This window comes from Thalassotalea sp. PS06 (assembly GCF_007197775.1).
Lineage (GTDB): Bacteria > Pseudomonadota > Gammaproteobacteria > Enterobacterales > Alteromonadaceae > Thalassotalea_A.
Genome location: NZ_CP041638.1, coordinates 507,901 through 527,071, shown reverse-complemented (window position 1 = coordinate 527,071; position 19,171 = coordinate 507,901). Strand labels below are relative to the sequence as shown.

Here is a 19,171-nt window from a genome sequence, read left to right as displayed (position 1 = left end):
TATCAATATTATGTCGTTTTGCAGGGCGTTGTTATTTTTTCTGCGGTTATTTCGACGTCTTCTTGCGAGCATTTTTTCCCTGGCGACTTCGGCGTTTTTTTACACTGCCTTTTTTGGCCTTTGGTCCTCGTTTATCTGCGGGTTTATTCGCAGAATCCTTATCTGCTTGCCCTCTGGAGTTTGTTGGTTTGGCTTGAGAGGTCGTATTTGAACCACCCGCCCCCGGCTTAGTCCGACGTCGCAGACCTTTGGCTTTGCCTTTTGATTTGGCCTTACCGCCATTAACGGGATCTTTAATGGTTAAATCAATTTTTTTATCGTCAATATTAACCGCTGCCACCTGCACTTCGATAATATCACCGACATGATACTTGACCCGGCTATTTTCGCCAATCAAACACATCCGCACTTCATCATGATGGAAAAAGTCCTGACCTAAAGAGCTAATATGTACCAGCCCCTCAATGTGAAAGTCCTGGAGCCGTACAAACATACCAAAATTAGTCACCGTAGCAATAACACCCATGAATGAATCACCGACGTGATCTTGCATAAACTCACATTTTAAGAAGTCTGCTACGTCACGGGTGGCTTCATCGGCACGACGCTCTGTCATCGAACAGTGTTCACCTAGCTCAGTCACCTGCCCCAAGTCATATTCGTAAAAACCGACATTAACCTTATCGTTTTGTTGTTGTTCCAGAATCGATTTGATCACTCTGTGCACGACTAAATCCGGATACCGTCGGATCGGTGAGGTGAAATGGGCATAGGACTGTAGGGCTAAACCAAAATGACCAATATTTTCCGCCTGATAAACGGCCTGCTTCATCGAGCGCAGCAACATGGTTTGAATCAGTTCCTGGTCCGGGCGTTCACTAATTTTATCAATGATATCGCCAAAATCCGCCGGCTCTGGGTCTTTCTTTTTCTCCAGTTGAATGCCGAGCTCGCCCAGATAACCTAGTAAATTGCCGTATTTTTCTTCATTGGGCTTGTCATGAACCCGGAACAACCCGGGTTTTTGATGTTTTTCAATAAACTTGGCAGTCGCAACGTTGGCCAGAATCATGCACTCTTCAATGATTTTGTGAGCATCGTTACGAACCACAGGTTCAACCGATTCAATCTTGCGATTAGCATTAAAGATAAAGCGAACTTCTTCAGTTTCAAATTCGATAGCACCACGATTACGGCGAGCTTGTACTAAGCAATGATAAAGCTTATGCAGATTTTCTAAATCTGTTACCTGGGCCTGATATTGCTCTCGAAGCTCAACATCACCATCTAAAATCTTCGCCACTTTGGTATAGGTGAAACGTGCATGGGAGCGCATTAATGCAGGATAAAATTTCGCGCCGGATAACTTACCACGCGCACTCACCGTCATTTCAGCAACCATACATAAGCGGTCAACATGAGGATTTAACGAACATAATCCATTTGATAACACTTCCGGCAGCATCGGGATCACCTGCTCCGGGAAATATACCGAGTTACCGCGCTTTATGGCTTCACCATCTAAAGCCGTCCCTGGGCGAACGTAATAACTGACATCAGCGATAGCAACCCACAATCGCCAACCGCCTGATGGATTCGGCTGACAATAAACCGCATCATCAAAATCGCGGGCATCTTCGCCATCGATGGTGACAAGGGGTAGCTTGGTTAAATCAATTCGTCCCTGCTTTGCCGATTCAGGTACTTCTTCGGTTAAGCTCGAGGTTTCCGCCAGCAATTCATCACTCCAGGTATGGGGTAAATCGTGCTGATGAATGGCAACCTGAATTTCCATCCCTGGGGCCATATGATCGCCCAGAACTTCGGTGATTTTACCAATGGCAGAAGAACGTTTCGATGGCCGTTGTAATAAATCAACGATCACCATCTGGCCATGTCGGGCGGCACCACGTTTGTCCTGGGGAATAATGATTTCGTGAGTTATTCGCGCATCTTCTGGAACCACAACCAGAGTCTGATGCTCAACAAATAAACGACCGATAATGCCTTCTTTTCTCGGCACTAATACATCCAGGATTTTAACTTCCTGCTTGCCCTTATTATCGACACCTTCAACAACACGAGCTTCAACGATATCGCCATGAATCACATTGCGCATTTCGTGGAATGGGATAAATAGATCTTTATCGCCTTCATCGGGCTTTAGGAACCCAAAACCATCACGATGACCGATAATTTCCCCGGTAATAATCGTGGCTTCACTCGCTTTTGCATATTGTTTAAACTTGGTAAAAACCAATTGCCCGGCATTTTCCATCGCCCGCAATCGCCTTTTCAGGGCGACTTTTTGTGTTTCGTCTTTGTAGGACAGGAGTTTACATATCTGGACAAAGGTAAGCGGATGGCCTTTTTCTTCAATCAAAGACACCAGGAATTCTCGACTGGCTATTGGCTTGTCGTATTTTTGTGCCTCGCGGCTAAAGTGGGGATCTTTGGATTTCACTATGTCCGAACGTCCTATCCAAGTTGAGAACAGCGCAACTGAGGTAACTGACAATGACTCGTCATAAGTCGCCGTGTGCGTAGGAAAACTTTTTCAACAGTATATCGTAGATAGGTTGCTATCACCTAACTTTGTATAAATGTAAAACTTTTTGCTTCGAGACGAAGCGTCGAATATAACCTATGAATAGTATTGAATATTCCAGGTAAGACCTGTATAAATTTGCCCTCTAAGCAGAATTCTTTTAATTAGAACGAGAACGAAATATGAAAAAGTTATTAATCTCCAGCTTAATTTGTGCGGTTGCATTTTCTTCACAAGCGATGGCAAACGACGTACACCCGATGTGCGGCGAAACCGAACTTGCTGACATCATGGGCGATATGAAAGACAACATGAAAGCTTATAAAAAAGCGATGAAAGCTGGCGATACTGAAGCGATGAACGCAGTAGTAACAGACCTACTTGCCAACATCGATAAAAGTGATGACTTAATCCCACTACAAATCTCAGATAACAAAGAGTTAAGCGCTGAACAGCAGGCTGACTTTGAAAAGTATCAAAAAGGTATGGCATTTTTACAAGGCGCGGTTGAAGAGCTAGGCAAAGCGACAAACGATGATGAGCGCAAAGCGGCACTAGGTAAAATAGGTAAAGCCAGTAAGCAAGGCCATAAAGCCTACAAAATGGATTGTGAAGACTAATTAGTTAGTTAATTTAAGTTTATGTCGAGTAATACTGTAAAAATCTGGGATAGTTTTACCCGAGTTTACCATCTGAGCCAGCTGATTTTGCTGGCTTTGCTTTGGTATACGGGTGAAGAAGGGATGTTCGAATGGCATTTTATTGCGGGTTTTACCCTGCTTGCACTTTGGCTAACCCGGATATTCTGGGGCTTTGCTGGCAGTCATACATCAAGGTTCGTTAACTTTGTTAAATCGCCGGTAACCGTATTTAAGGCCTGGCGCTGCAATGACATTGCCCGTCCACATGTTGGCCATAACCCGGTTGGCGCGTATATGGTTATGGCATTATTACTCACCTTAGGCTTACAGCTTACCACCGGATTGTTCAGCTCTGACGATGTATTCAGTGAAGGGCCACTGTATGCCTTTGTCGGTGAAGATACCGCGTCATTTATGGTGTCATGGCACAAAACCCTGTTTGATGTACTGCTGGTATTGATTGCTATTCATGCACTCGCTGGCATCTTACATGTTATCCGTGGCGATAATGTCATTGGCGCGATTATTACCGGTCGTAAGAAACAAAAAGCCTTGCCGGTAAATGACAATGAGATAAGGTTCAAGAATGGCCTGATTGCGATCACCGTGTGGTTACTGCTAGCCGCGGTGGTTAACTACTTTGGTCTGAACTTCTCTAGCTACTAAACCACAGATACTGCAATCAAAGAGTTAGCGACAGATTGCCTGCCTTTTTGTCGCTAACAATAAAATTTCCCATAAAATCAATAACTCCCCTTTGCATTTCGTTAAGCTTGTGTTGCAATGAAACCTCAATGAAGCAGTAACCTTGAAATCCCCATGAAAATACCCGCAGCATTTATCTCTATCTTTTCCTGCCTTTACTGTGTATGCATGGTCTCTCTGGCCAATCCATCAGCAGCGCAACCGCAACAATGTGGCAATGTTCCGGAAGCGGAAGCTTTGGTGACATTAATCGCAAATGATCCTCAACAGCAGCGTCCTCATCTTCGTTGCAATGGATTATTAACAAAGCTGGCGTTAGAAAAAGCCAAGGTTATGGCTGAAAGAGGATTAGTGATGCATAACTTAAATGGTAGCCCTAACTCCCATCTTAGAAATGGCGGTTATCAGTTACCGAACTATTATGGGGGAATGATGAGTAATCAGGTAGAAGCCATCGCTGGTGGCTACAGCTCTGCGGAACAAGTCTGGCGAGCGTTTAAGCTATCTGATGCGCACCGCCAGCATTTGCTTGGCGAGTTACCGTTTTACCGGGAACAGGATGAAATTGGTGTCGGATTTTTCCTTGATGAGAATGCTCCTCATGTTCAGTACTGGGTGGTGTACGTGAGTAAAGGCGATAGTCCTGATCAACAAAGTGAATTTACCAAAGAGCAGATCCCCAATAAATCAATATTTGATCCTGTCTTAGAATCTGATAACAATCAGGAGGGTTTCTAACATGCCGAGCCAACCAATAACTGTCTGGGTAGATGCCGATGCCTGCCCGGTAGCCATAAAAGAGATACTTTTTAAAGCGGCAGATCGTACCCAGACTCCAACCCGATTACTGGCTAATCACTCAATGCGGGTGCCACCATCGCGATACATACACTTTACTCAGGTAAGTGCTGGTTTTGATGTGGCAGATAATGAAATCGTGCGCAGGGTGCAAGCAAATGATCTGGTGATCACTCAGGATATTCCCTTGGCAAAAGAAGTCATCGACAAAGGCGCAATCGCACTGTCCCCCAGAGGTGAACTATTCAGTAAAGAAAATATCGGTGCTCGCCTTAATATGCGCGACTTTTACGACACTATGCGTGCCAGTGGCGTACAGACATCCGGTCCAGCGGCTTTATCTGCGGCTGATAAACAACAGTTTGCCAATCAACTGGATAGATATTTACAGCAACACCGAAAATAAAAGCGGTTGAACGCTTTCATGTGTCGACAAACGGCGTTAACTTATAAAAAACAACAATGCCGTATCCGTAACATGTCAGAAATACAACAAACCACCCCCTCTAAATTTCGTCAACAGCTTTGGTTCAAGGTATTAATTGCCCTAATTCTCGGCTTCGCTGTTGGCACACTATTTAGTGAAAACCTTGCTCTTATCGACAGCGCTACGGCCAAATCTATCGGTCAGTGGCTGGCATTACCCGGCACTATTTTTATGATGCTACTGAAATTTATCGTGTTACCTTTGGTGCTCAGCTCGGTGATATTGGGTATCGCCAGTTCCAATGATGTCAGAGCTATTAAAACCCTGGGCTTTGGCGTTATTTACATTCTCCTCACTAGCACAATAGCGATTGCATTAGCCTTTCTATTAGCAGGTTGGATCCAACCAGGCGCGGTGATGAACTCAGATTATCTGGGCAGCCTGACGAATCCCGATATGAAACAACTAGACCTTACTGAAAATGGTTTGATTGGCATCATTACCGGCATATTCCCCAATAACGTGTTTAGCCATTTAAGCAAAAACCAAATGCTTCAGGTTGTCGTTGCGGCGATTATTTTTGGCTTTGGGTTGTTGCACATGGACAGAAAAAGCGCGCGACCGTTACTTGAATTAATGGAAAGTGTGCAGTCGTTATGCATGACTATCGTATTGTGGTTAATGAAATACACCCCGATTGTAGTGTTTGGCCTGATTGCCAATGTCATTATTACTAAAGGGTTAGGAGCAATTAGTGCGGTGTCGATGTTTTTCGCCAATGTTCTCATTGGATTGTTGTGTATCATCGCACTGTACCTTGTGCTCGTTGCCCTCGTTGCCAACAAATCTCCAATGACATTTCTGAAGAATTGCCGGGAAGTGATGGCGCTGGCATTAGCGACTTCATCGTCAAGTGCAACCATGCCTGTCACTTTACGAGTTACCGAAACCCTGCACGGCGTCAAACCTCAGGTTAGTCGACTCATCGTGCCATTAGGTACCACCATTAATATGGATGCTACGGCTATGTATCAGGCGACTGTGGTGCTATTTATCGCTCAGGCATTTGGTATTGATTTAACCAACACACAAATGGTGACTATCGTCTTGCTAAGCCTGGTCGCCTCGATTGGTGCCCCCGGCATTCCTTCATCTTCTCTACCAATACTTGCTGGAACATTAGCCAGTCAGGGACTGCCCGTTGAAGGTATGGCGCTGATTTTAGGTGTTGATCGGTTATTAGATATGGGCCGCTCGGTGGTTAATGTCACGGGCGATATGACAGCGGCAACGGTAATGAATCGCTTTATCAATGATGACAGTGCTGTGCCCAATAAGAAAACTTAGCCTCACCATGTTAACCCGATAACCGGCTGAATGTGCAACCAAGCCTATGCTCGACAATTGGTAAGAGTTTCACTGTCGAAAATTCTTTCTCCGGTGCCTATTGATGATTAATTAAAGCACCGGAAAAAGAATAGTTATATTGGCTTTTCTGAGAAGGCTACAGCAATTGTTCGACAGTTCCATTTTCATCCAGCAATACCGCTTCGCTCATCAGGTTATTGTTATTTAAATAGCGTGCGATTGACGTAAATGTTGCCGTGTAAATCTTACCACTATGGTCTTTCATGGTTAGATCCTTCATAAACGCAGAGCCTAGCATTAAGGTTATAGGGCTGGTTTTTATCCGTTGCGGCTGAAAATGCGCTTCGGCATTGGCTTTTAGCTTCGCCATATCGGTCGTCTGATAAATACTGGCATTAATCAGATCTAACGTATGCTCGGTACAGTTTTGATATTCGTTATTGAACGGATTCGACATTACCGAATACTCTGCGTTATGTACCTTAACGTTGTCACCCCGGGCAATCGCCTGTATCAGCCTTTGCTGCAGCGCCGGCTCAGGAATAATGATCCCGGCTTTAAGCTCATGCACACCCCAGAAGAAATCTATCGGGTAATCGGTAACTAACTCACTCTTACTCTTATCATCCTCCTTGGTATATAAGTTGTGAACGGCGTAACCCTGCACCTTATCACCATTATCCAGCTGTATTTGCGAATACACAGCGATTGCCGCATGGGTAAATGTTACTCCGTCTGGCAATTGCGATTTAGGTCGGCCAACTCTGCCGATAATAAACGCTCTGGCTCCCTGCTCTGCGGCGTAACGCTCCACGTTCTTCGCAAAAGACTTTAATACCTCTACATCATGTTGATTATCCTCTGGGCTGGCACTGCCAGCCCAACTGCTGTTAATCGAAAGGCTTAATATCAAGCCAAGTGCTATTGATTTAATCCAGGATAAGTTTCGCATCAGTATTACTCCTGACCATCATTGTCTTGCTGACCGACATTGGCCTGTTGATTGTCAATGTTGATCACGACATTTGGCGCTGGATCGGCATTAACCGTTTCTACCGGAGATGAGGTAACCGTAAGGTCGCTGATAAGCAAGGGTTCGGTAGTAATGGCATTGGTCATTAACGCATCGCCGGCTTTACCACTGGCGTTACCAGCCACGCCAAGCACGGTTAACGGCACCGCCACCACACCACTTACGGCTTTGCCACTGGCAACACCGGCATTGGATACCGCCAAGCTAGTATGCTTACCCGCTTGCCCGGAATGTTCAGATACACCGCCAGCCGCAATTGCCGAGCCAGACATCAATGCCAGAATCATTGTTGAGATAGTTGAGATAATCGTTAGAGTTTTCATAATGGTTTCCTTCTAAAAGTTTGTTATCTACTTCAATCGATGAAGCACGGTAACTATGGAAGGGGAATGCAATTATGTATACCAACAATGTTAACGTCGTGTTAATCTCAACCTAAGGTATTATAAAAATGTACTTTTGATAAGAATTGAACTTTCTTGAGGCGAAAATAAGACATGTCACAAATTCCCAAGACAATGCAATTGCTTAAAAAGCTGCTAAAACAGCAACACTTAACCTATGCCGATATTGCCCGGCGTTTTTCGATGAGTGAAGCCAATGTAAAGCGATTCTTTTCGCAGCAAAAGCTAACCATGGATCGCCTCGAACAACTTTGCCAATTACTGGAACTTAGCCTGTCGGACTTTTTTCTTCTGGTAGAGCAGCAAGAACAGAAAATCTCCCAGTTAACCCTGGAGCAGGAGCAGGAATTGGTTGATGATCCCAGGCTTTTATTGGTTGCCGCCTGCGTCCGCGATGGCTGGAGTTACCAGGAAATTATCGAGCAATATCAAATAGAGCCTCTTGAGGCGGTACGATTAATGGTGCGTCTCGATAAATTAAACATGATTCAGCTGTTGCCGAACAATCACTATAAGCTTCTTATCGCTCAGGATTTTCAGTGGATTAATCGCGGTCCACTGGAACGATTTATTGCTAATGACGTAATGAATAAGTTTCTGATGTCCGATTTTCAGGATGATCATGCTTTTCGGTTTTACTTAAGAGGCAGCTATAGCGCTTCGAGTATCAATCTGATTAAGAAAAAACTTCAATACCTGAAACAGGAATGCGCAGAATTGAATCAACAGGACAGTCATATTCCCCCATCCGACAGACAGAATATCGGCGTGCTTTTAGCCATGCGTCCATGGGAGCTTTCCACCTTCCGGAAACTGCGTCGGGACACATAGCAATTACCGCCTAATTCAGGCACACTATAGCGAAATTTAAAACGGACATGGACTACTTCAAATATGGCTGATTTATCCGTTGCGGTAACGCAAATAAAACAAATGTTAACGATGCAAGATGCGATGAATTCACGTGTCAGCGAAACTTGGCGCGAAAACGGTTTTGAGTGGTATCGCGCAATCTGGGTAGAATGTGCAGAAATGCTCGATCATCACGGTTGGAAATGGTGGAAGCATCAGGAATGTGACGTGCCACAAGTACAACTTGAACTGGTTGATATCTTCCACTTTGGATTAAGTTTACGTCTAATGCAGGAAGCAGATACCAATAAAATCGCAGAAACCCTGGCGACGGAAATTCAACAACCGTTAGCGGGTGATGATTTTAAAAAAGTGTTAGAGGTGTTAGCGGGCGCAGCAGTTAGTGAGCAGCGTTTCGATGGCCCAAGTTTCGCTGCCTGTTTGCAATTGATGGAAATGGATCTGGACGAACTATTCCGCCAGTATGTAGGTAAAAACACCCTTAACTTCTTCCGCCAGGATCATGGCTATAAAGATGGGACTTACATCAAAGTCTGGAATGGTAAAGAGGACAATGAAGTGTTAGCCGATTTAGTCGACTCATTGGATAGCAGCGCCAGCGACTTCCAGCAGCAGGTCTACAACGGCTTGAAAGCGGCCTACCCAGCTTAAGCAAACAAGCAAAACAATAATTCATACGAAAAGACCTGAGCAATATACCTCGGGTCTTTTTTTATGCCTAGCTCTCACCTTTTGTGGCTCAATACTTTATAATCCGCACACTTAACTAATTTCCAAAGGTCATTGCATGAAAGTCGGTATCATTGGGGCGATGGAGCCCGAAGTTGCTATTTTGAAATCGAAACTGGAAAATCCAGTGGAATCTACCCATGCGGGTTACACCTTCTACAGCGGCACCATTGAGGGTACTGACGTAGTTTTAGTACAATCGGGCATCGGCAAAGTTGCATCTGCCCTTGCGACCGCCTTATTGATTGATAAGTTCTCTCCAGATTACGTGGTAAATACTGGTAGCGCCGGCGGCTTTGAGCAGTCGTTAAAAGTTGGTGATATCGTGATCAGTTCAGAAGTTCGTTATCATGACGCCGACGTAACTGCATTTGGTTACGAAATTGGTCAACTCCCGGCAATGCCAGCAGCGTTTATTCCGCACCCGACGCTGGTAGAAGCGGCACAAACAGGAATTAATCAGCTAGAAGGTATCCAGACCCTCACTGGACTTATCACTACGGGTGATACCTTTATGACTAAAGACGAAGATATCGCTAAAGCGCGCGCAAATTTCCCAACCATGGCTGCGGTAGAAATGGAAGGCGCGGCGATCGCGCAAACCTGTCATCAGTTTTCTGTGCCATTTGTAGTGATCCGTTCAATGTCAGATATTGCTGGTAAAGAATCACCGACATCATTTGAAGCCTACCTTGAGACGGCGTCGGTTAATTCATCACAAATTGTTCTGAATATGCTAAATGCGCTAAAAGACAAGACCTTATAGGGCGTTAGCAATTCGGAAACCGCCGGTTTATCATCCGCCGCCGTAACACTTCAATGGGTTTCGGTGGTAATATGCGCCACTAACCATTAAACTTCAAGTTAAGCTTGCCAATAAGGGAGTGAACATGAAAAAGCCGCTTTCTCTGGCGCTATTAGCGCTGTTTCTGTTTGCCTGTGCCGAAAAACTACCTATTAGCCCAACCGATTTATCCGAGGAAACGACACAAAGTCAGTTGTTGGTGATGCTGGAAAGTGACGAAGACTTTTTGCTGCTCGATGTCAGAAGTATTGAAGAGTTTACCGAGAGTCACATTACTGGTGCGGTCAACATCCCTCACGAACAAATCGAACAGAACATTTCCCTGCTAGCTCCATATAAAGATAAAAATATTGTGGTGTATTGTCGCTCCGGACGTCGGGCACAAATCGCGATAGATGCCCTCAACAAAAATAACTTTCAAAGGGTCAGCCATTTACAGGGAGATTTTCAGCAATGGCAGGCCAATAAGCTACCCTTAACAGAAGAGACGATTAACACTGAAACTATAGACTGATATCGCGATGGAAGAACACCACATCTCGGCTTTTATCGAGTATTCAAACTCTATCGCGATTGTGGCGTTTGCATTATCTGGTGCGTTAACTGCTGGGCGTTATCGCCTCGATCCTTTCGGAGTCATGGTGCTTGCTGCGGTTACGGCAGTCGGAGGCGGTACTATACGTGATTTGATCATGGGAGTTGAAGTATTCTGGCTGTCGCGAAACGACTACATATACTCTATCGTCATAACATCCCTGGTAACCATGTTATTTGTGCGGCGGCCTAGCCACGTACCGATGCGATTATTAATGGTTGTTGATGCCTTTGGATTGGCTATGTTTGCGGTTTTAAGTGCACAAAAAGCGCTCGATTATCAAATGACCGGACTGATGGCAGTCATCATGGGAACCATTACAGGTGTAGCCGGGGGGATAATTCGTGACATTATATGTAATCAAATCCCGTTATTACTGCGCCGCGAATTCTATGCGGTTGTCGCGTTATTTTCCGCCAGTTTATTCGTTATATTTGATGGCCTGGGATTAAGTGAAAACTTTTCGCTGTTTGTAGCGATGGCTTGTGGATTGATGTTAAGGCTAGCTGCCATTTATTGGGGATTTTCGTTACCAGCATTTTCTATCGATGACGATGACGATGTTCATAACCAGCGTGGTCACGAGGATGAAGAGGAACACTAAGCCAGTCAGACGAGGCGACTATTCGCTCTCGTCGAAATGTACACCCCAGCCATCGTTATAGCCATCATATTGGCGCGCCAGTTTTTCAAAGTACGCTTCTTTGACGCGGATATTGTCATAGCTAGGTATCATTTTTACCGTGCAATCCACATCCCAAACCTCAGGGGTTTGATCCGGGTGCAATTTAACCTCAATGACTTCTTCCTGAGTTTTCAAAAAGTCTGCCATTGCCTGAGCATTATCCTTTACTTCAAACAGCTGAAAAAATTCAACAACCACAGGCTGACTCAAATCCATACCAGCATCCTGCATATCCAGTAATACCGAGCCAATTTCATCATTAGGAATGGTCATAGTTTGTCTCGTTTATATAAATTGCCGCCATTATACTCAAACCCACCGATGGGACAACTACTTGCTGTTCGCTCTGAGTCTAGATAAATCCAGTAAAGATTCCTGAACTGCTTCAATAATCAACTGACGATTTTCGTCGGAAGTGTTTTTCGGCTTCATTTTCAACGGACTGCTCTGACGGTAAACCGAGCGCATGTTTGAGGTGGAAATCAAATCGATAATTAACATATCGGTACGGATCTTCCTGTTAAGGCTGCGCTGCTCTTTCTCTGTACAAATAAGGCAAGCCTTTACTTTACGATTGTAGTTCTTCAACTCCTGCAAACTGGTTTGTACCAGAAAGTAGCTAACAACCACATCAGCTTCGTCCTGCTCCGTATAGGAAAACGCCAGCTCATCCATAGCATGCTCAATAGCAAGCTCAATGCGATTGCGTTGAAAATCACTTAATCGTTGCACATCATTGAACTCATGGTGGCGCGGGAACAGGCTATAGCTGGATATATCAACAAAGTCATAATCCGCATTGTATTGTGCACTAGGCTGGCTAGAGCAGCCTGTTATTAACAGGCACAAAAAAAGCCAGGAGAAGATAATTTGCAGGGGAGATCGACGGTAACTCAATGTTATTCTTAATTTGTTGCCCTAGTTTTTACTTTATACCAAATCCTAAAATTAATCACTCACTGAGTGTCTCGCAAATCGCCCTATGACATAAGTTTTAACGATTATATGCAAATTCAGGTTAGTAATTTCAGATGATTCGAAAATTGTTTTACTAATTTACAGGCAATTAAAAAGCCGGCAACGCCGGCTTTAAGAATCACTATAAGCAATTACAATTAGCTCAGGGTAACCTTGGCAAACTTACGTTTACCTACCTGGTAAATCGCCGTGGTGCCCGCTAAACATGCCTGTTTATTATCGGTAACTTTTTCACCATCAAGCTTAACCGCGCCTTGCTTGACCATACGCATCGCTTCGGACGTTGAAGATACTAATCCCGCTTCTTTAAGCAGATTACTAATACCTATTTCACCATTTTCCGTGGCGATATCCATTTCTGGGATATCGTCAGGCATCGCGCCTTTTTGGAAACGATTGATAAACTCCTGATGCGCCGCATCAGCTGCTTGCTGATCATGGAAACGGGCAATTAGCTCTTTGGCTAATTCAATTTTGATATCGCGCGGATTTGCACCCTGCTCTACCTGAGATTTGTAACCTTCAATTACCTCAAGTTCTTTGAACGACAATAAGTCGTAATAACGCCACATCAGATCATCGGAAATTGACATCACTTTACCAAACATTTCCGTTGGCGAATCAGTGATACCGATATAGTTACCTAAGGATTTTGACATTTTCTGAACGCCATCAAGACCTTCAAGCAATGGCATCATAAGTACAGTTTGTGGGCGTTGGCCTTCGGCCTTTTGTAACTCACGCCCCATTAACAGGTTGAACTTTTGATCGGTTCCACCCAATTCAACGTCGGCTTCTAATGCTACGGAATCCCAACCTTGCACCAGTGGATACATAAACTCATGAATAGCAATTGACTGGCCTTCTTTAAAACGTTTTTTAAAGTCATCACGTTCCATCATCCGCGCAACCGTTTGCCGAGCAGCAAGTTTAAGCATGCCAGCAGCGCCTAGCTTCTCCATCCAGGTAGAGTTAAATTCAACGCGGGTTTTCGCTGGATCAAGAATTTTGAATACCTGCTCTTTGTAAGTCTGAGCGTTGGCAAGCACATCTTCTTGAGTCAACGGCTTACGAGTAACATTTTTACCCGTAGGGTCACCAATCATGCCGGTGAAATCACCAATCAGGAAAATGACTTCGTGGCCCTGCTGCTGAAATTGACGCAGTTTATTAATTAATACCGTATGACCTAAGTGCAAATCTGGCGCGGTTGGATCGAAGCCAGCTTTAATTTTTAACGGCTTGCCGGTTTTTAGCTTTTCCAATAACTCATCTTCAAGCAATATTTCTTCGGCGCCACGTTTAATCTCAGCAAACGCCTTGTTGATATCGGTCATTAAGTTGTCTCATTTGAATTCGAATAAATCACTATTGGTTACAATTCTACTGTATATTTTCGGGCAATTTAAGTGTAAAAGTTATGTGGATTTTGCTTTTTTTGTTATAGTTTAAAATGATACACCCATGAAAATCCCAAGAAATAGCGTTAATACTTTGAATAATATAATTAATCTTTATTCACAACTTCCCCGTAAGCATCAAATGTTAATCATTTGTTGCAGCTTTTTCGTGCTATTTTTGCTGCTTTTGCCATCAAAGTCCGGCAAGGACCATAAAGTTGCAGGTTTACCATCAGTCGCGATCGGTGAGAAAAACAAGTTAGAGCTTACCCATCTGGCAGTAACAAGCGAACAGAGCGAAGCTAGCAATGCTTCAGACTCAGTTCATTGGCAAACCGTTACGGTCAATGGTGGCGATTCCCTCGGCAAAATTCTTTCCCGTTTGGGTTTTAGCGCAAAAACTACGCATCAAATTGCTAATACCGAAGGCGCTGACGTTCTCAAACGACTCAAAGTTGGTGATGAAATAGAAATCGCCAGCAATGATGATAAACAATTAATCGCGCTGAAATATGCAGTATCGCCGATTAAAACCTTATTGCTCAACGAGCAAGATAGCGGCTATGCAGTAACCTACGACGAGAAACAAGTTGAGCGTCGCATTTCTTATGCTCAAGCTACCATTAAGTCAAACTTCTGGAACGCAGCTCTAGGTGCTGGCATGACTAATGCCCAGATCATGAATCTGGCCAATATTTTTGGTTGGGATATTGATTTCGCTTTAGATATTCGTGCTGGAGACAACTTCAGTGTGATGTACGAAAACGAATACATTGATGGTGAATTTGTCGGCCATGGTGCAATCCTTGCCGCAGAATTCGAAAACCAGGGCGAAATGTTCCAGGCGGTGCGTTTTAAAGATGGCGAGTACTACACGCCTAGTGGTAAAAGCATGCGCAAATCCTTCTTACGAGCGCCGGTTAGCTTTAACTACATCAGTTCCAATTTCAAACCTAAACGTTATCATCCAATCTTAAAACGATATAAAGCCCACAATGGTGTTGATTATCGAGCGCCAACAGGAACTCCTGTAAAAGCTGCGGGTAATGGCCGAGTTATCGCCTCGACGTACAACAAGTACAACGGTAACTATGTGTTTATTCAGCACGCCAATAATATCGTAACCAAATATCTGCACTTTTCTAAACGTGCGGTTAAAAAGGGTCAACGCGTGAAACAGGGCCAGGTAATCGGATACGTCGGTTCAACTGGATTATCACAAGCACCACATTTGCATTACGAATTCCTGCTAAACGGCGTACATCGTAATCCACGTACCGTTAAACTGCCTGACGCCTTACCTATCGATAAGAAATATCAGGAAGAGTTTACCGCTTCGGCAACTCAGTTATTAACCGAACTTCAGGGTTCAAAACGCACTTTATTGGCCGCTACGGATGTCAGCCAAGAACCAGTCGCCGAATAACCAAACCAGCCTTTATATTGGCTTAATGTCTGGAACCAGCGCTGATGGTATCGATTTGGCGCTGGTCGATTTTGCCCATTCACAGCCGCAATTAATCGCCAGCTATTTCACCCCATACAGCAAAGAAATCCGCGAGCAAATTACCTCGCTTTATGTACCCGGTGACAATGAGATTGATCGTGCCGGCTCTCTGGATAAAGCTTTGGCAGTGTACTTTTCTAACGCAATCAATGAATTTTTGGTGCAGCAGAACTTAACGGCTTCCGATATCTGCGCAATCGCCAATCATGGCCAGACTATCCGCCATCGCCCTGAAGGCAAAACCCCATTTACCCTGCAAATCGGTTGCAACCAAACATTAGCCTGCCAGACAGGTATTCGTGTTATCGGTCAATTTCGACAAAAAGACATGGCTCTCGGCGGCCAGGGTGCACCTTTGGTGCCAGCTTATCATCAGGCGATTTTTCACCGTGATAATGCCAATGTATGTGTCATTAATATCGGCGGCATTAGTAATATTACTTTCCTGCCGGCACATAGTGAGCAAGACATATGCGGCTTCGATATTGGCCCTGGCAATGCATTACTCGATGACTGGTACCGCCAGCACAATCCTGACTGCAGCCATGGCATCGACATCAATAGCGACTGGGCGAATCAGGGTAATGTGATAGCTGAGTTATTGAAAATATTTAAACGCGATCCTTTTTTCGCATTGCCTTATCCGAAAAGTACAGGCCGTGAGTATTTTCAGATGGACTGGTTAAACGAGAGGTTAGCTGAATTTACCTCGGGTGCTATGGAAAATGCACCACAGGATATACAGGCAACTTTATTGGCACTAACGTGTGAAACCATTGCCGATACCGTGCTTGAGCTTAGTAGCTCTGGCGAGGTTATCATTTGTGGTGGCGGCGCTAACAACCAACGTTTACTTGACGCCCTTGCGCAATTACTACCTAAGCATCAAGTGATGAATTCGTCCGATAAAGGCGTCGATAATGAAACTCTTGAAGCCGAAGTATTTGCCTGGTTAGGCCGACAATTTGACCTTAAATTACCATCCAATTTGCCGTGTGTAACCGGTGCGTCTAAAGCCGTCCCACTGGGTATTGAATACCTGCCTTAAATTACTTTTCTCAAAACTTAGAAATTAATTTGAACTATTACGCCAAAGCTGAGTCTTAATCTTCGTTGTCGGCATAACGCCGGCCCATATCTATCACTTTCACTAAAACTCGGAGGAAGTATGGATTTTGACAAGATTCGCATAGGAATGATCTGCGGTAGTCGAAAGGGAAGTGGCACGGTAACCTGGGTTGATGGTGCAACTCAGACGGTTTATCTCACGGATTTACAGGACAACCACAGTTTTGAAGTGGGACTTGAAGAGATAATAGACGACCCGCAAATACACAATCATGACGATTATTATTACTAAATCGTAGTATCGATTTAAACAGTTTCTCCCTCTCACGCCAGAGTCGCGGTTACGGACTCTGGCGTGTTTTTATCTACTAATACATTCCACTATCCATTAAATCCGATTCCGGTTACTCTAGAATTATTGTTTAACAAAGAGCTGTGATCTTGGTTGAAAAAGAACTTGCCGTTGGTGAACTCGCCAAGCGCACCGGCGTCGCTATCTCCACGCTACATTTTTATGAGAATAAAGGATTGATCAAATCCTTTCTTGACAGCAGCAATCATCGCCGTTAACACGATTCGGGTCATAACCGTAATTAAAATTTCCATTAGCCTGGCACAAATAAAACAACAATTCGATCAGTTACCCAACCACAAGAAAGTCACCACCAGCGACTGGCAACAATTATCCCGCAATTGGCATCAGCAGTTAGACGAGCAAATAAAGGCGTTAACAGCGCTAAGGGACAATATTGATGGTTGCATCGGCTGTGGATGTTTATCAATGAAACGTTGTCAATTGGTTAATCCAGGTGATATTGCCGCAGAACAAGGCCCGGGCCTACATATCGAAACCCAATAAATGGTCGTTTAAAGTACTGGCGCGAACAAGCGACATGCATTAACAGCAAATTTAAACCAGATAGATTTATTACTGTAATCGTCATCATTCATCATCGTACTTCGGCCAAAATCCGATTCGAACATTGACTGGACATCTTTTGCAAATTCCTCACTACCGACGAGCGCCGTTATTTCGAAGTTGAGTCGAAAGGAGCGATTATCAAAATTGGCTGTACCTATGGATGACAAGTTATCATCGACTAATAAAACTTTCTGGTGAGTAAACCCTACCTGATAGCGATAAAAATTGACGCCACTGTTTACCAAATCGTCGAAAAAACTGAAAGCGGCAAAATAGGTGAGTAGATTGTCAGGAACCTCTGGTACGATTATTCGAACATCAACGCCGCGAAGCCTTGCTAATTTTAGAGCGAGAATAACCGATTCATCGGGAACAAAATACGGTGTCGATATCCAGATACGATGTTCGGCATTATTGATGATATGGGAGAACATCAACAAAGCCGTATCCATTTCGTCGGCGGGTCCCGTAGGCACGATAAGTACGGGTTGTTGTTCGTCATGTTGAGCGGTGATTTGCCAGGTTAGATCCGGAAAGTAATCCGCCGCCCAGCGGAAGTCTTCCAAAAACGAAACCTGCGCCGCAAGTGCTGCAGGTCCAGAGATTTTTACATGGGTATCTCGCCAAGGGCTCATTTTTTCATCTTTCCCAAGATATTCATCACCGACATTATGGCCACCAATCCAGGCAACCTGGCCATCGACAACCACCACTTTGCGGTGATTTCGAAAATTAACCTGAAATAAGTTATGAATGCCTTTGCGGGTATTGAATGGATGCACAACGACATTCGCTTCCTGCAATTGTTGAATATAAGACGTACCAATACCGACTGAGCCAAGTTCATCATATAAAAAGAATACCCGCACCCCCTGCCTGGCTTTTTCAATCAGCAGGTTTTTTAAGCGATTCCCTAAGCCATCTGGGCGGACAATGTAAAACTGCACCAGCACATAATCCTTAGCTTGTTCTATCCCAGCAAAAATAGAGTCAAATGTGGCTTCGCCATTTATCAATAATTCACAATAATTCCCGGTAACCAATGGCACTCTTGCCATCCGTTCAGCAGCGTGAATCTGAGGGTTAAGTTCCTGTTGTGATACAACGTATGGCTTGATATGGGTTACCATATCGGCAGGGTCGTCCTCTTGATTATCAAGCAACTTTTTCCGCGCCAGCACATAGCCTTCAAATTTTTTACGCCCGAAGATCCAATAGGCGGGAACGGCGATAAAAGGAAAGGACAACAACGAAAGTGCCCAGGCAATAGCGCCCTGAGATGTACGATTATAAATGACAGCATGAAATGCTGAGATAATACCCAGTACGTAGAGTACCGATAAAACTATACCGATAATGATCAAGATTTAGGCCGAACGCGCTTTAGAAATTCCCAGATTAATATCGAAGAAAATCCGCCAACAACACCGGATACGTAATCAGGCAGGGAAAAACCTAAAATACTGCGCACTAGCAAACCAATTAAAAAGCTTACTACTAACATGACGGCAAGCGTAATGAGACAGCGTTTCCACAAAGGCAGCATAGTCGAGGTAGATTTAATGTCAGTCATGATAATCCTCGAATGAATATAATCACTTATACCAATTTCACCGGGTGTTTTCCTTACTCGGTGAGAATTTAATCGAATTGGTATTAGTCTAGTCGGCGATTATCATAAGGAG

Annotated in this window: 23 protein-coding genes; 15 read left to right on the top strand and 8 right to left on the bottom strand. The window is 44.2% G+C overall.

The genetic code is table 11. From position 1 onward, the window contains the following. Window positions 1-46: 46 nt before the first annotated feature. The gene (gene rnr, locus FNC98_RS02265; RefSeq protein ID WP_143579737.1) at window positions 47-2,464 is read right to left on the bottom strand and encodes a ribonuclease R; all 2,418 of its coding nucleotides are present in this window, start codon (window positions 2,462-2,464) and stop codon (window positions 47-49) included. Window positions 2,465-2,730: 266 nt separating this feature from the next. On the opposite strand from rnr, the gene FNC98_RS02260 reads away from it, so the two are divergent. The 5 genes from FNC98_RS02260 (at window position 2,731) to FNC98_RS02240 (ending at window position 6,466) form a co-directional block, all read left to right on the top strand. Further along, window positions 2,731-3,168, top strand: a complete 438-nt coding sequence (locus FNC98_RS02260; RefSeq protein WP_143579736.1) for a cytochrome b562 — start codon at window positions 2,731-2,733, stop codon at window positions 3,166-3,168. A 21-nt stretch (window positions 3,169-3,189) separates the two neighbouring features. After that, window positions 3,190-3,855: a cytochrome b/b6 domain-containing protein gene (locus FNC98_RS02255; RefSeq protein ID WP_143579735.1), complete on the top strand. Its 666-nt coding sequence runs from the start codon at window positions 3,190-3,192 to the stop codon at window positions 3,853-3,855. 153 nt (window positions 3,856-4,008) lie between these two features. Continuing rightward, the gene (locus tag FNC98_RS02250; RefSeq protein WP_260680413.1) at window positions 4,009-4,632 is read left to right on the top strand and encodes a CAP domain-containing protein; all 624 of its coding nucleotides are present in this window, start codon (window positions 4,009-4,011) and stop codon (window positions 4,630-4,632) included. Window positions 4,633-4,648: 16 nt separating this feature from the next. After that, the gene (locus FNC98_RS02245) at window positions 4,649-5,098 is read left to right on the top strand and encodes a YaiI/YqxD family protein (RefSeq protein ID WP_185968101.1); all 450 of its coding nucleotides are present in this window, start codon (window positions 4,649-4,651) and stop codon (window positions 5,096-5,098) included. 18 nt (window positions 5,099-5,116) lie between these two features. Beyond that, the gene (locus tag FNC98_RS02240) at window positions 5,117-6,466 is read left to right on the top strand and encodes a dicarboxylate/amino acid:cation symporter (protein WP_143579733.1); all 1,350 of its coding nucleotides are present in this window, start codon (window positions 5,117-5,119) and stop codon (window positions 6,464-6,466) included. Between the two features lie 157 nt (window positions 6,467-6,623). On the opposite strand, the gene FNC98_RS02235 is transcribed toward FNC98_RS02240, so the two are convergent. Beyond that, complete coding sequence (locus FNC98_RS02235) at window positions 6,624-7,439, bottom strand: DUF2145 domain-containing protein (protein WP_143579732.1); 816 nt, start codon at window positions 7,437-7,439, stop codon at window positions 6,624-6,626. 5 nt (window positions 7,440-7,444) lie between these two features. Then, window positions 7,445-7,843, bottom strand: a complete 399-nt coding sequence (locus FNC98_RS02230; RefSeq protein ID WP_143579731.1) for a hypothetical protein — start codon at window positions 7,841-7,843, stop codon at window positions 7,445-7,447. A 174-nt stretch (window positions 7,844-8,017) separates the two neighbouring features. Here FNC98_RS02230 and FNC98_RS02225 point away from each other — a divergent pair, with 174 nt between their 5' ends. The 5 genes from FNC98_RS02225 to FNC98_RS02205 all read left to right on the top strand — a co-directional run bounded on the left by FNC98_RS02225 (window position 8,018) and on the right by FNC98_RS02205 (window position 11,530). Further along, window positions 8,018-8,755 (top strand): helix-turn-helix domain-containing protein, encoded by a 738-nt coding sequence (locus tag FNC98_RS02225; RefSeq protein WP_143579730.1) that lies wholly within the window; start codon window positions 8,018-8,020, stop codon window positions 8,753-8,755. Window positions 8,756-8,818: 63 nt separating this feature from the next. Beyond that, window positions 8,819-9,448: a dUTP diphosphatase gene (locus FNC98_RS02220; protein WP_143579729.1), complete on the top strand. Its 630-nt coding sequence runs from the start codon at window positions 8,819-8,821 to the stop codon at window positions 9,446-9,448. Between the two features lie 136 nt (window positions 9,449-9,584). Continuing rightward, the gene (gene mtnN, locus FNC98_RS02215; RefSeq protein ID WP_143579728.1) at window positions 9,585-10,292 is read left to right on the top strand and encodes a 5'-methylthioadenosine/S-adenosylhomocysteine nucleosidase; all 708 of its coding nucleotides are present in this window, start codon (window positions 9,585-9,587) and stop codon (window positions 10,290-10,292) included. A 124-nt stretch (window positions 10,293-10,416) separates the two neighbouring features. Beyond that, window positions 10,417-10,845: a rhodanese-like domain-containing protein gene (locus FNC98_RS02210; RefSeq protein WP_143579727.1), complete on the top strand. Its 429-nt coding sequence runs from the start codon at window positions 10,417-10,419 to the stop codon at window positions 10,843-10,845. 7 nt (window positions 10,846-10,852) lie between these two features. After that, window positions 10,853-11,530, top strand: a complete 678-nt coding sequence (locus tag FNC98_RS02205; RefSeq protein ID WP_143579726.1) for a trimeric intracellular cation channel family protein — start codon at window positions 10,853-10,855, stop codon at window positions 11,528-11,530. A gap of 18 nt (window positions 11,531-11,548) precedes the next feature. Here FNC98_RS02205 and FNC98_RS02200 read toward each other — a convergent pair whose 3' ends face one another. From FNC98_RS02200 to tyrS, 3 genes are all read right to left on the bottom strand, one after another. Beyond that, window positions 11,549-11,884 (bottom strand): ribonuclease E inhibitor RraB, encoded by a 336-nt coding sequence (locus tag FNC98_RS02200; protein ID WP_143579725.1) that lies wholly within the window; start codon window positions 11,882-11,884, stop codon window positions 11,549-11,551. Between the two features lie 57 nt (window positions 11,885-11,941). Next, complete coding sequence (locus tag FNC98_RS02195; RefSeq protein ID WP_185968034.1) at window positions 11,942-12,508, bottom strand: DUF4136 domain-containing protein; 567 nt, start codon at window positions 12,506-12,508, stop codon at window positions 11,942-11,944. Between the two features lie 218 nt (window positions 12,509-12,726). After that, window positions 12,727-13,926: a tyrosine--tRNA ligase gene (gene tyrS, locus FNC98_RS02190; protein ID WP_143579723.1), complete on the bottom strand. Its 1,200-nt coding sequence runs from the start codon at window positions 13,924-13,926 to the stop codon at window positions 12,727-12,729. Window positions 13,927-14,131: 205 nt separating this feature from the next. Between tyrS and FNC98_RS02185 the strand changes: the two genes are divergently transcribed. The 5 genes from FNC98_RS02185 to FNC98_RS02170 all read left to right on the top strand — a co-directional run bounded on the left by FNC98_RS02185 (window position 14,132) and on the right by FNC98_RS02170 (window position 17,423). Next, a complete protein-coding gene (locus FNC98_RS02185; protein ID WP_260680412.1) occupies window positions 14,132-15,415 on the top strand; it encodes a peptidoglycan DD-metalloendopeptidase family protein in 1,284 nt (427 codons plus the stop codon). Further along, window positions 15,387-16,544, top strand: a complete 1,158-nt coding sequence (locus FNC98_RS02180) for an anhydro-N-acetylmuramic acid kinase (RefSeq protein ID WP_143579721.1) — start codon at window positions 15,387-15,389, stop codon at window positions 16,542-16,544. Before FNC98_RS02185 ends, FNC98_RS02180 begins: the two co-directional genes overlap by 29 nt. 120 nt (window positions 16,545-16,664) lie before the next feature. Further along, entirely contained in the window at window positions 16,665-16,856 is a 192-nt protein-coding gene (locus FNC98_RS02175; RefSeq protein ID WP_143579720.1) for a hypothetical protein, read from the top strand. A gap of 149 nt (window positions 16,857-17,005) precedes the next feature. Then, window positions 17,006-17,134, top strand: a complete 129-nt coding sequence (locus FNC98_RS17045) for a MerR family DNA-binding transcriptional regulator (RefSeq protein WP_409574564.1) — start codon at window positions 17,006-17,008, stop codon at window positions 17,132-17,134. Further along, complete coding sequence (locus FNC98_RS02170; RefSeq protein ID WP_409574563.1) at window positions 17,109-17,423, top strand: MerR family DNA-binding protein; 315 nt, start codon at window positions 17,109-17,111, stop codon at window positions 17,421-17,423. The genes FNC98_RS17045 and FNC98_RS02170 overlap by 26 nt, the downstream gene beginning before the upstream one ends. Window positions 17,424-17,431: 8 nt before the next feature. Here FNC98_RS02170 and cls read toward each other — a convergent pair whose 3' ends face one another. Then, the gene (gene cls / locus FNC98_RS02165) at window positions 17,432-18,850 is read right to left on the bottom strand and encodes a cardiolipin synthase (RefSeq protein WP_221932913.1); all 1,419 of its coding nucleotides are present in this window, start codon (window positions 18,848-18,850) and stop codon (window positions 17,432-17,434) included. Next, a complete protein-coding gene (locus FNC98_RS02160) occupies window positions 18,847-19,059 on the bottom strand; it encodes a hypothetical protein (protein WP_143579718.1) in 213 nt (70 codons plus the stop codon). Before FNC98_RS02160 ends, cls begins: the two co-directional genes overlap by 4 nt. Between the last annotated feature and the right edge of the window lie 112 nt (window positions 19,060-19,171).

Coding starts and splice junctions, on each gene's coding strand:
- FNC98_RS02260 (WP_143579736.1), top strand. CDS start 2,731: ATGAAAAAGTTATTAATCTCCAGCTTAATTTGTGCGGTTGCATTTTCT.
- FNC98_RS02255 (WP_143579735.1), top strand. CDS start 3,190: ATGTCGAGTAATACTGTAAAAATCTGGGATAGTTTTACCCGAGTTTAC.
- FNC98_RS02250 (WP_260680413.1), top strand. CDS start 4,009: ATGAAAATACCCGCAGCATTTATCTCTATCTTTTCCTGCCTTTACTGT.
- FNC98_RS02240 (WP_143579733.1), top strand. CDS start 5,117: ATGTGTCGACAAACGGCGTTAACTTATAAAAAACAACAATGCCGTATC.
- FNC98_RS02235 (WP_143579732.1), bottom strand. CDS start 7,439: ATGCGAAACTTATCCTGGATTAAATCAATAGCACTTGGCTTGATATTA.
- FNC98_RS02230 (WP_143579731.1), bottom strand. CDS start 7,843: ATGAAAACTCTAACGATTATCTCAACTATCTCAACAATGATTCTGGCA.
- FNC98_RS02225 (WP_143579730.1), top strand. CDS start 8,018: ATGTCACAAATTCCCAAGACAATGCAATTGCTTAAAAAGCTGCTAAAA.
- FNC98_RS02220 (WP_143579729.1), top strand. CDS start 8,819: ATGGCTGATTTATCCGTTGCGGTAACGCAAATAAAACAAATGTTAACG.
- mtnN (WP_143579728.1), top strand. CDS start 9,585: ATGAAAGTCGGTATCATTGGGGCGATGGAGCCCGAAGTTGCTATTTTG.
- FNC98_RS02210 (WP_143579727.1), top strand. CDS start 10,417: ATGAAAAAGCCGCTTTCTCTGGCGCTATTAGCGCTGTTTCTGTTTGCC.
- FNC98_RS02205 (WP_143579726.1), top strand. CDS start 10,853: ATGGAAGAACACCACATCTCGGCTTTTATCGAGTATTCAAACTCTATC.
- FNC98_RS02200 (WP_143579725.1), bottom strand. CDS start 11,884: ATGACCATTCCTAATGATGAAATTGGCTCGGTATTACTGGATATGCAG.
- tyrS (WP_143579723.1), bottom strand. CDS start 13,926: ATGACCGATATCAACAAGGCGTTTGCTGAGATTAAACGTGGCGCCGAA.
- FNC98_RS02185 (WP_260680412.1), top strand. CDS start 14,132: ATGTTAATCATTTGTTGCAGCTTTTTCGTGCTATTTTTGCTGCTTTTG.
- FNC98_RS02180 (WP_143579721.1), top strand. CDS start 15,387: ATGTCAGCCAAGAACCAGTCGCCGAATAACCAAACCAGCCTTTATATT.
- FNC98_RS02175 (WP_143579720.1), top strand. CDS start 16,665: ATGGATTTTGACAAGATTCGCATAGGAATGATCTGCGGTAGTCGAAAG.
- FNC98_RS02160 (WP_143579718.1), bottom strand. CDS start 19,059: ATGACTGACATTAAATCTACCTCGACTATGCTGCCTTTGTGGAAACGC.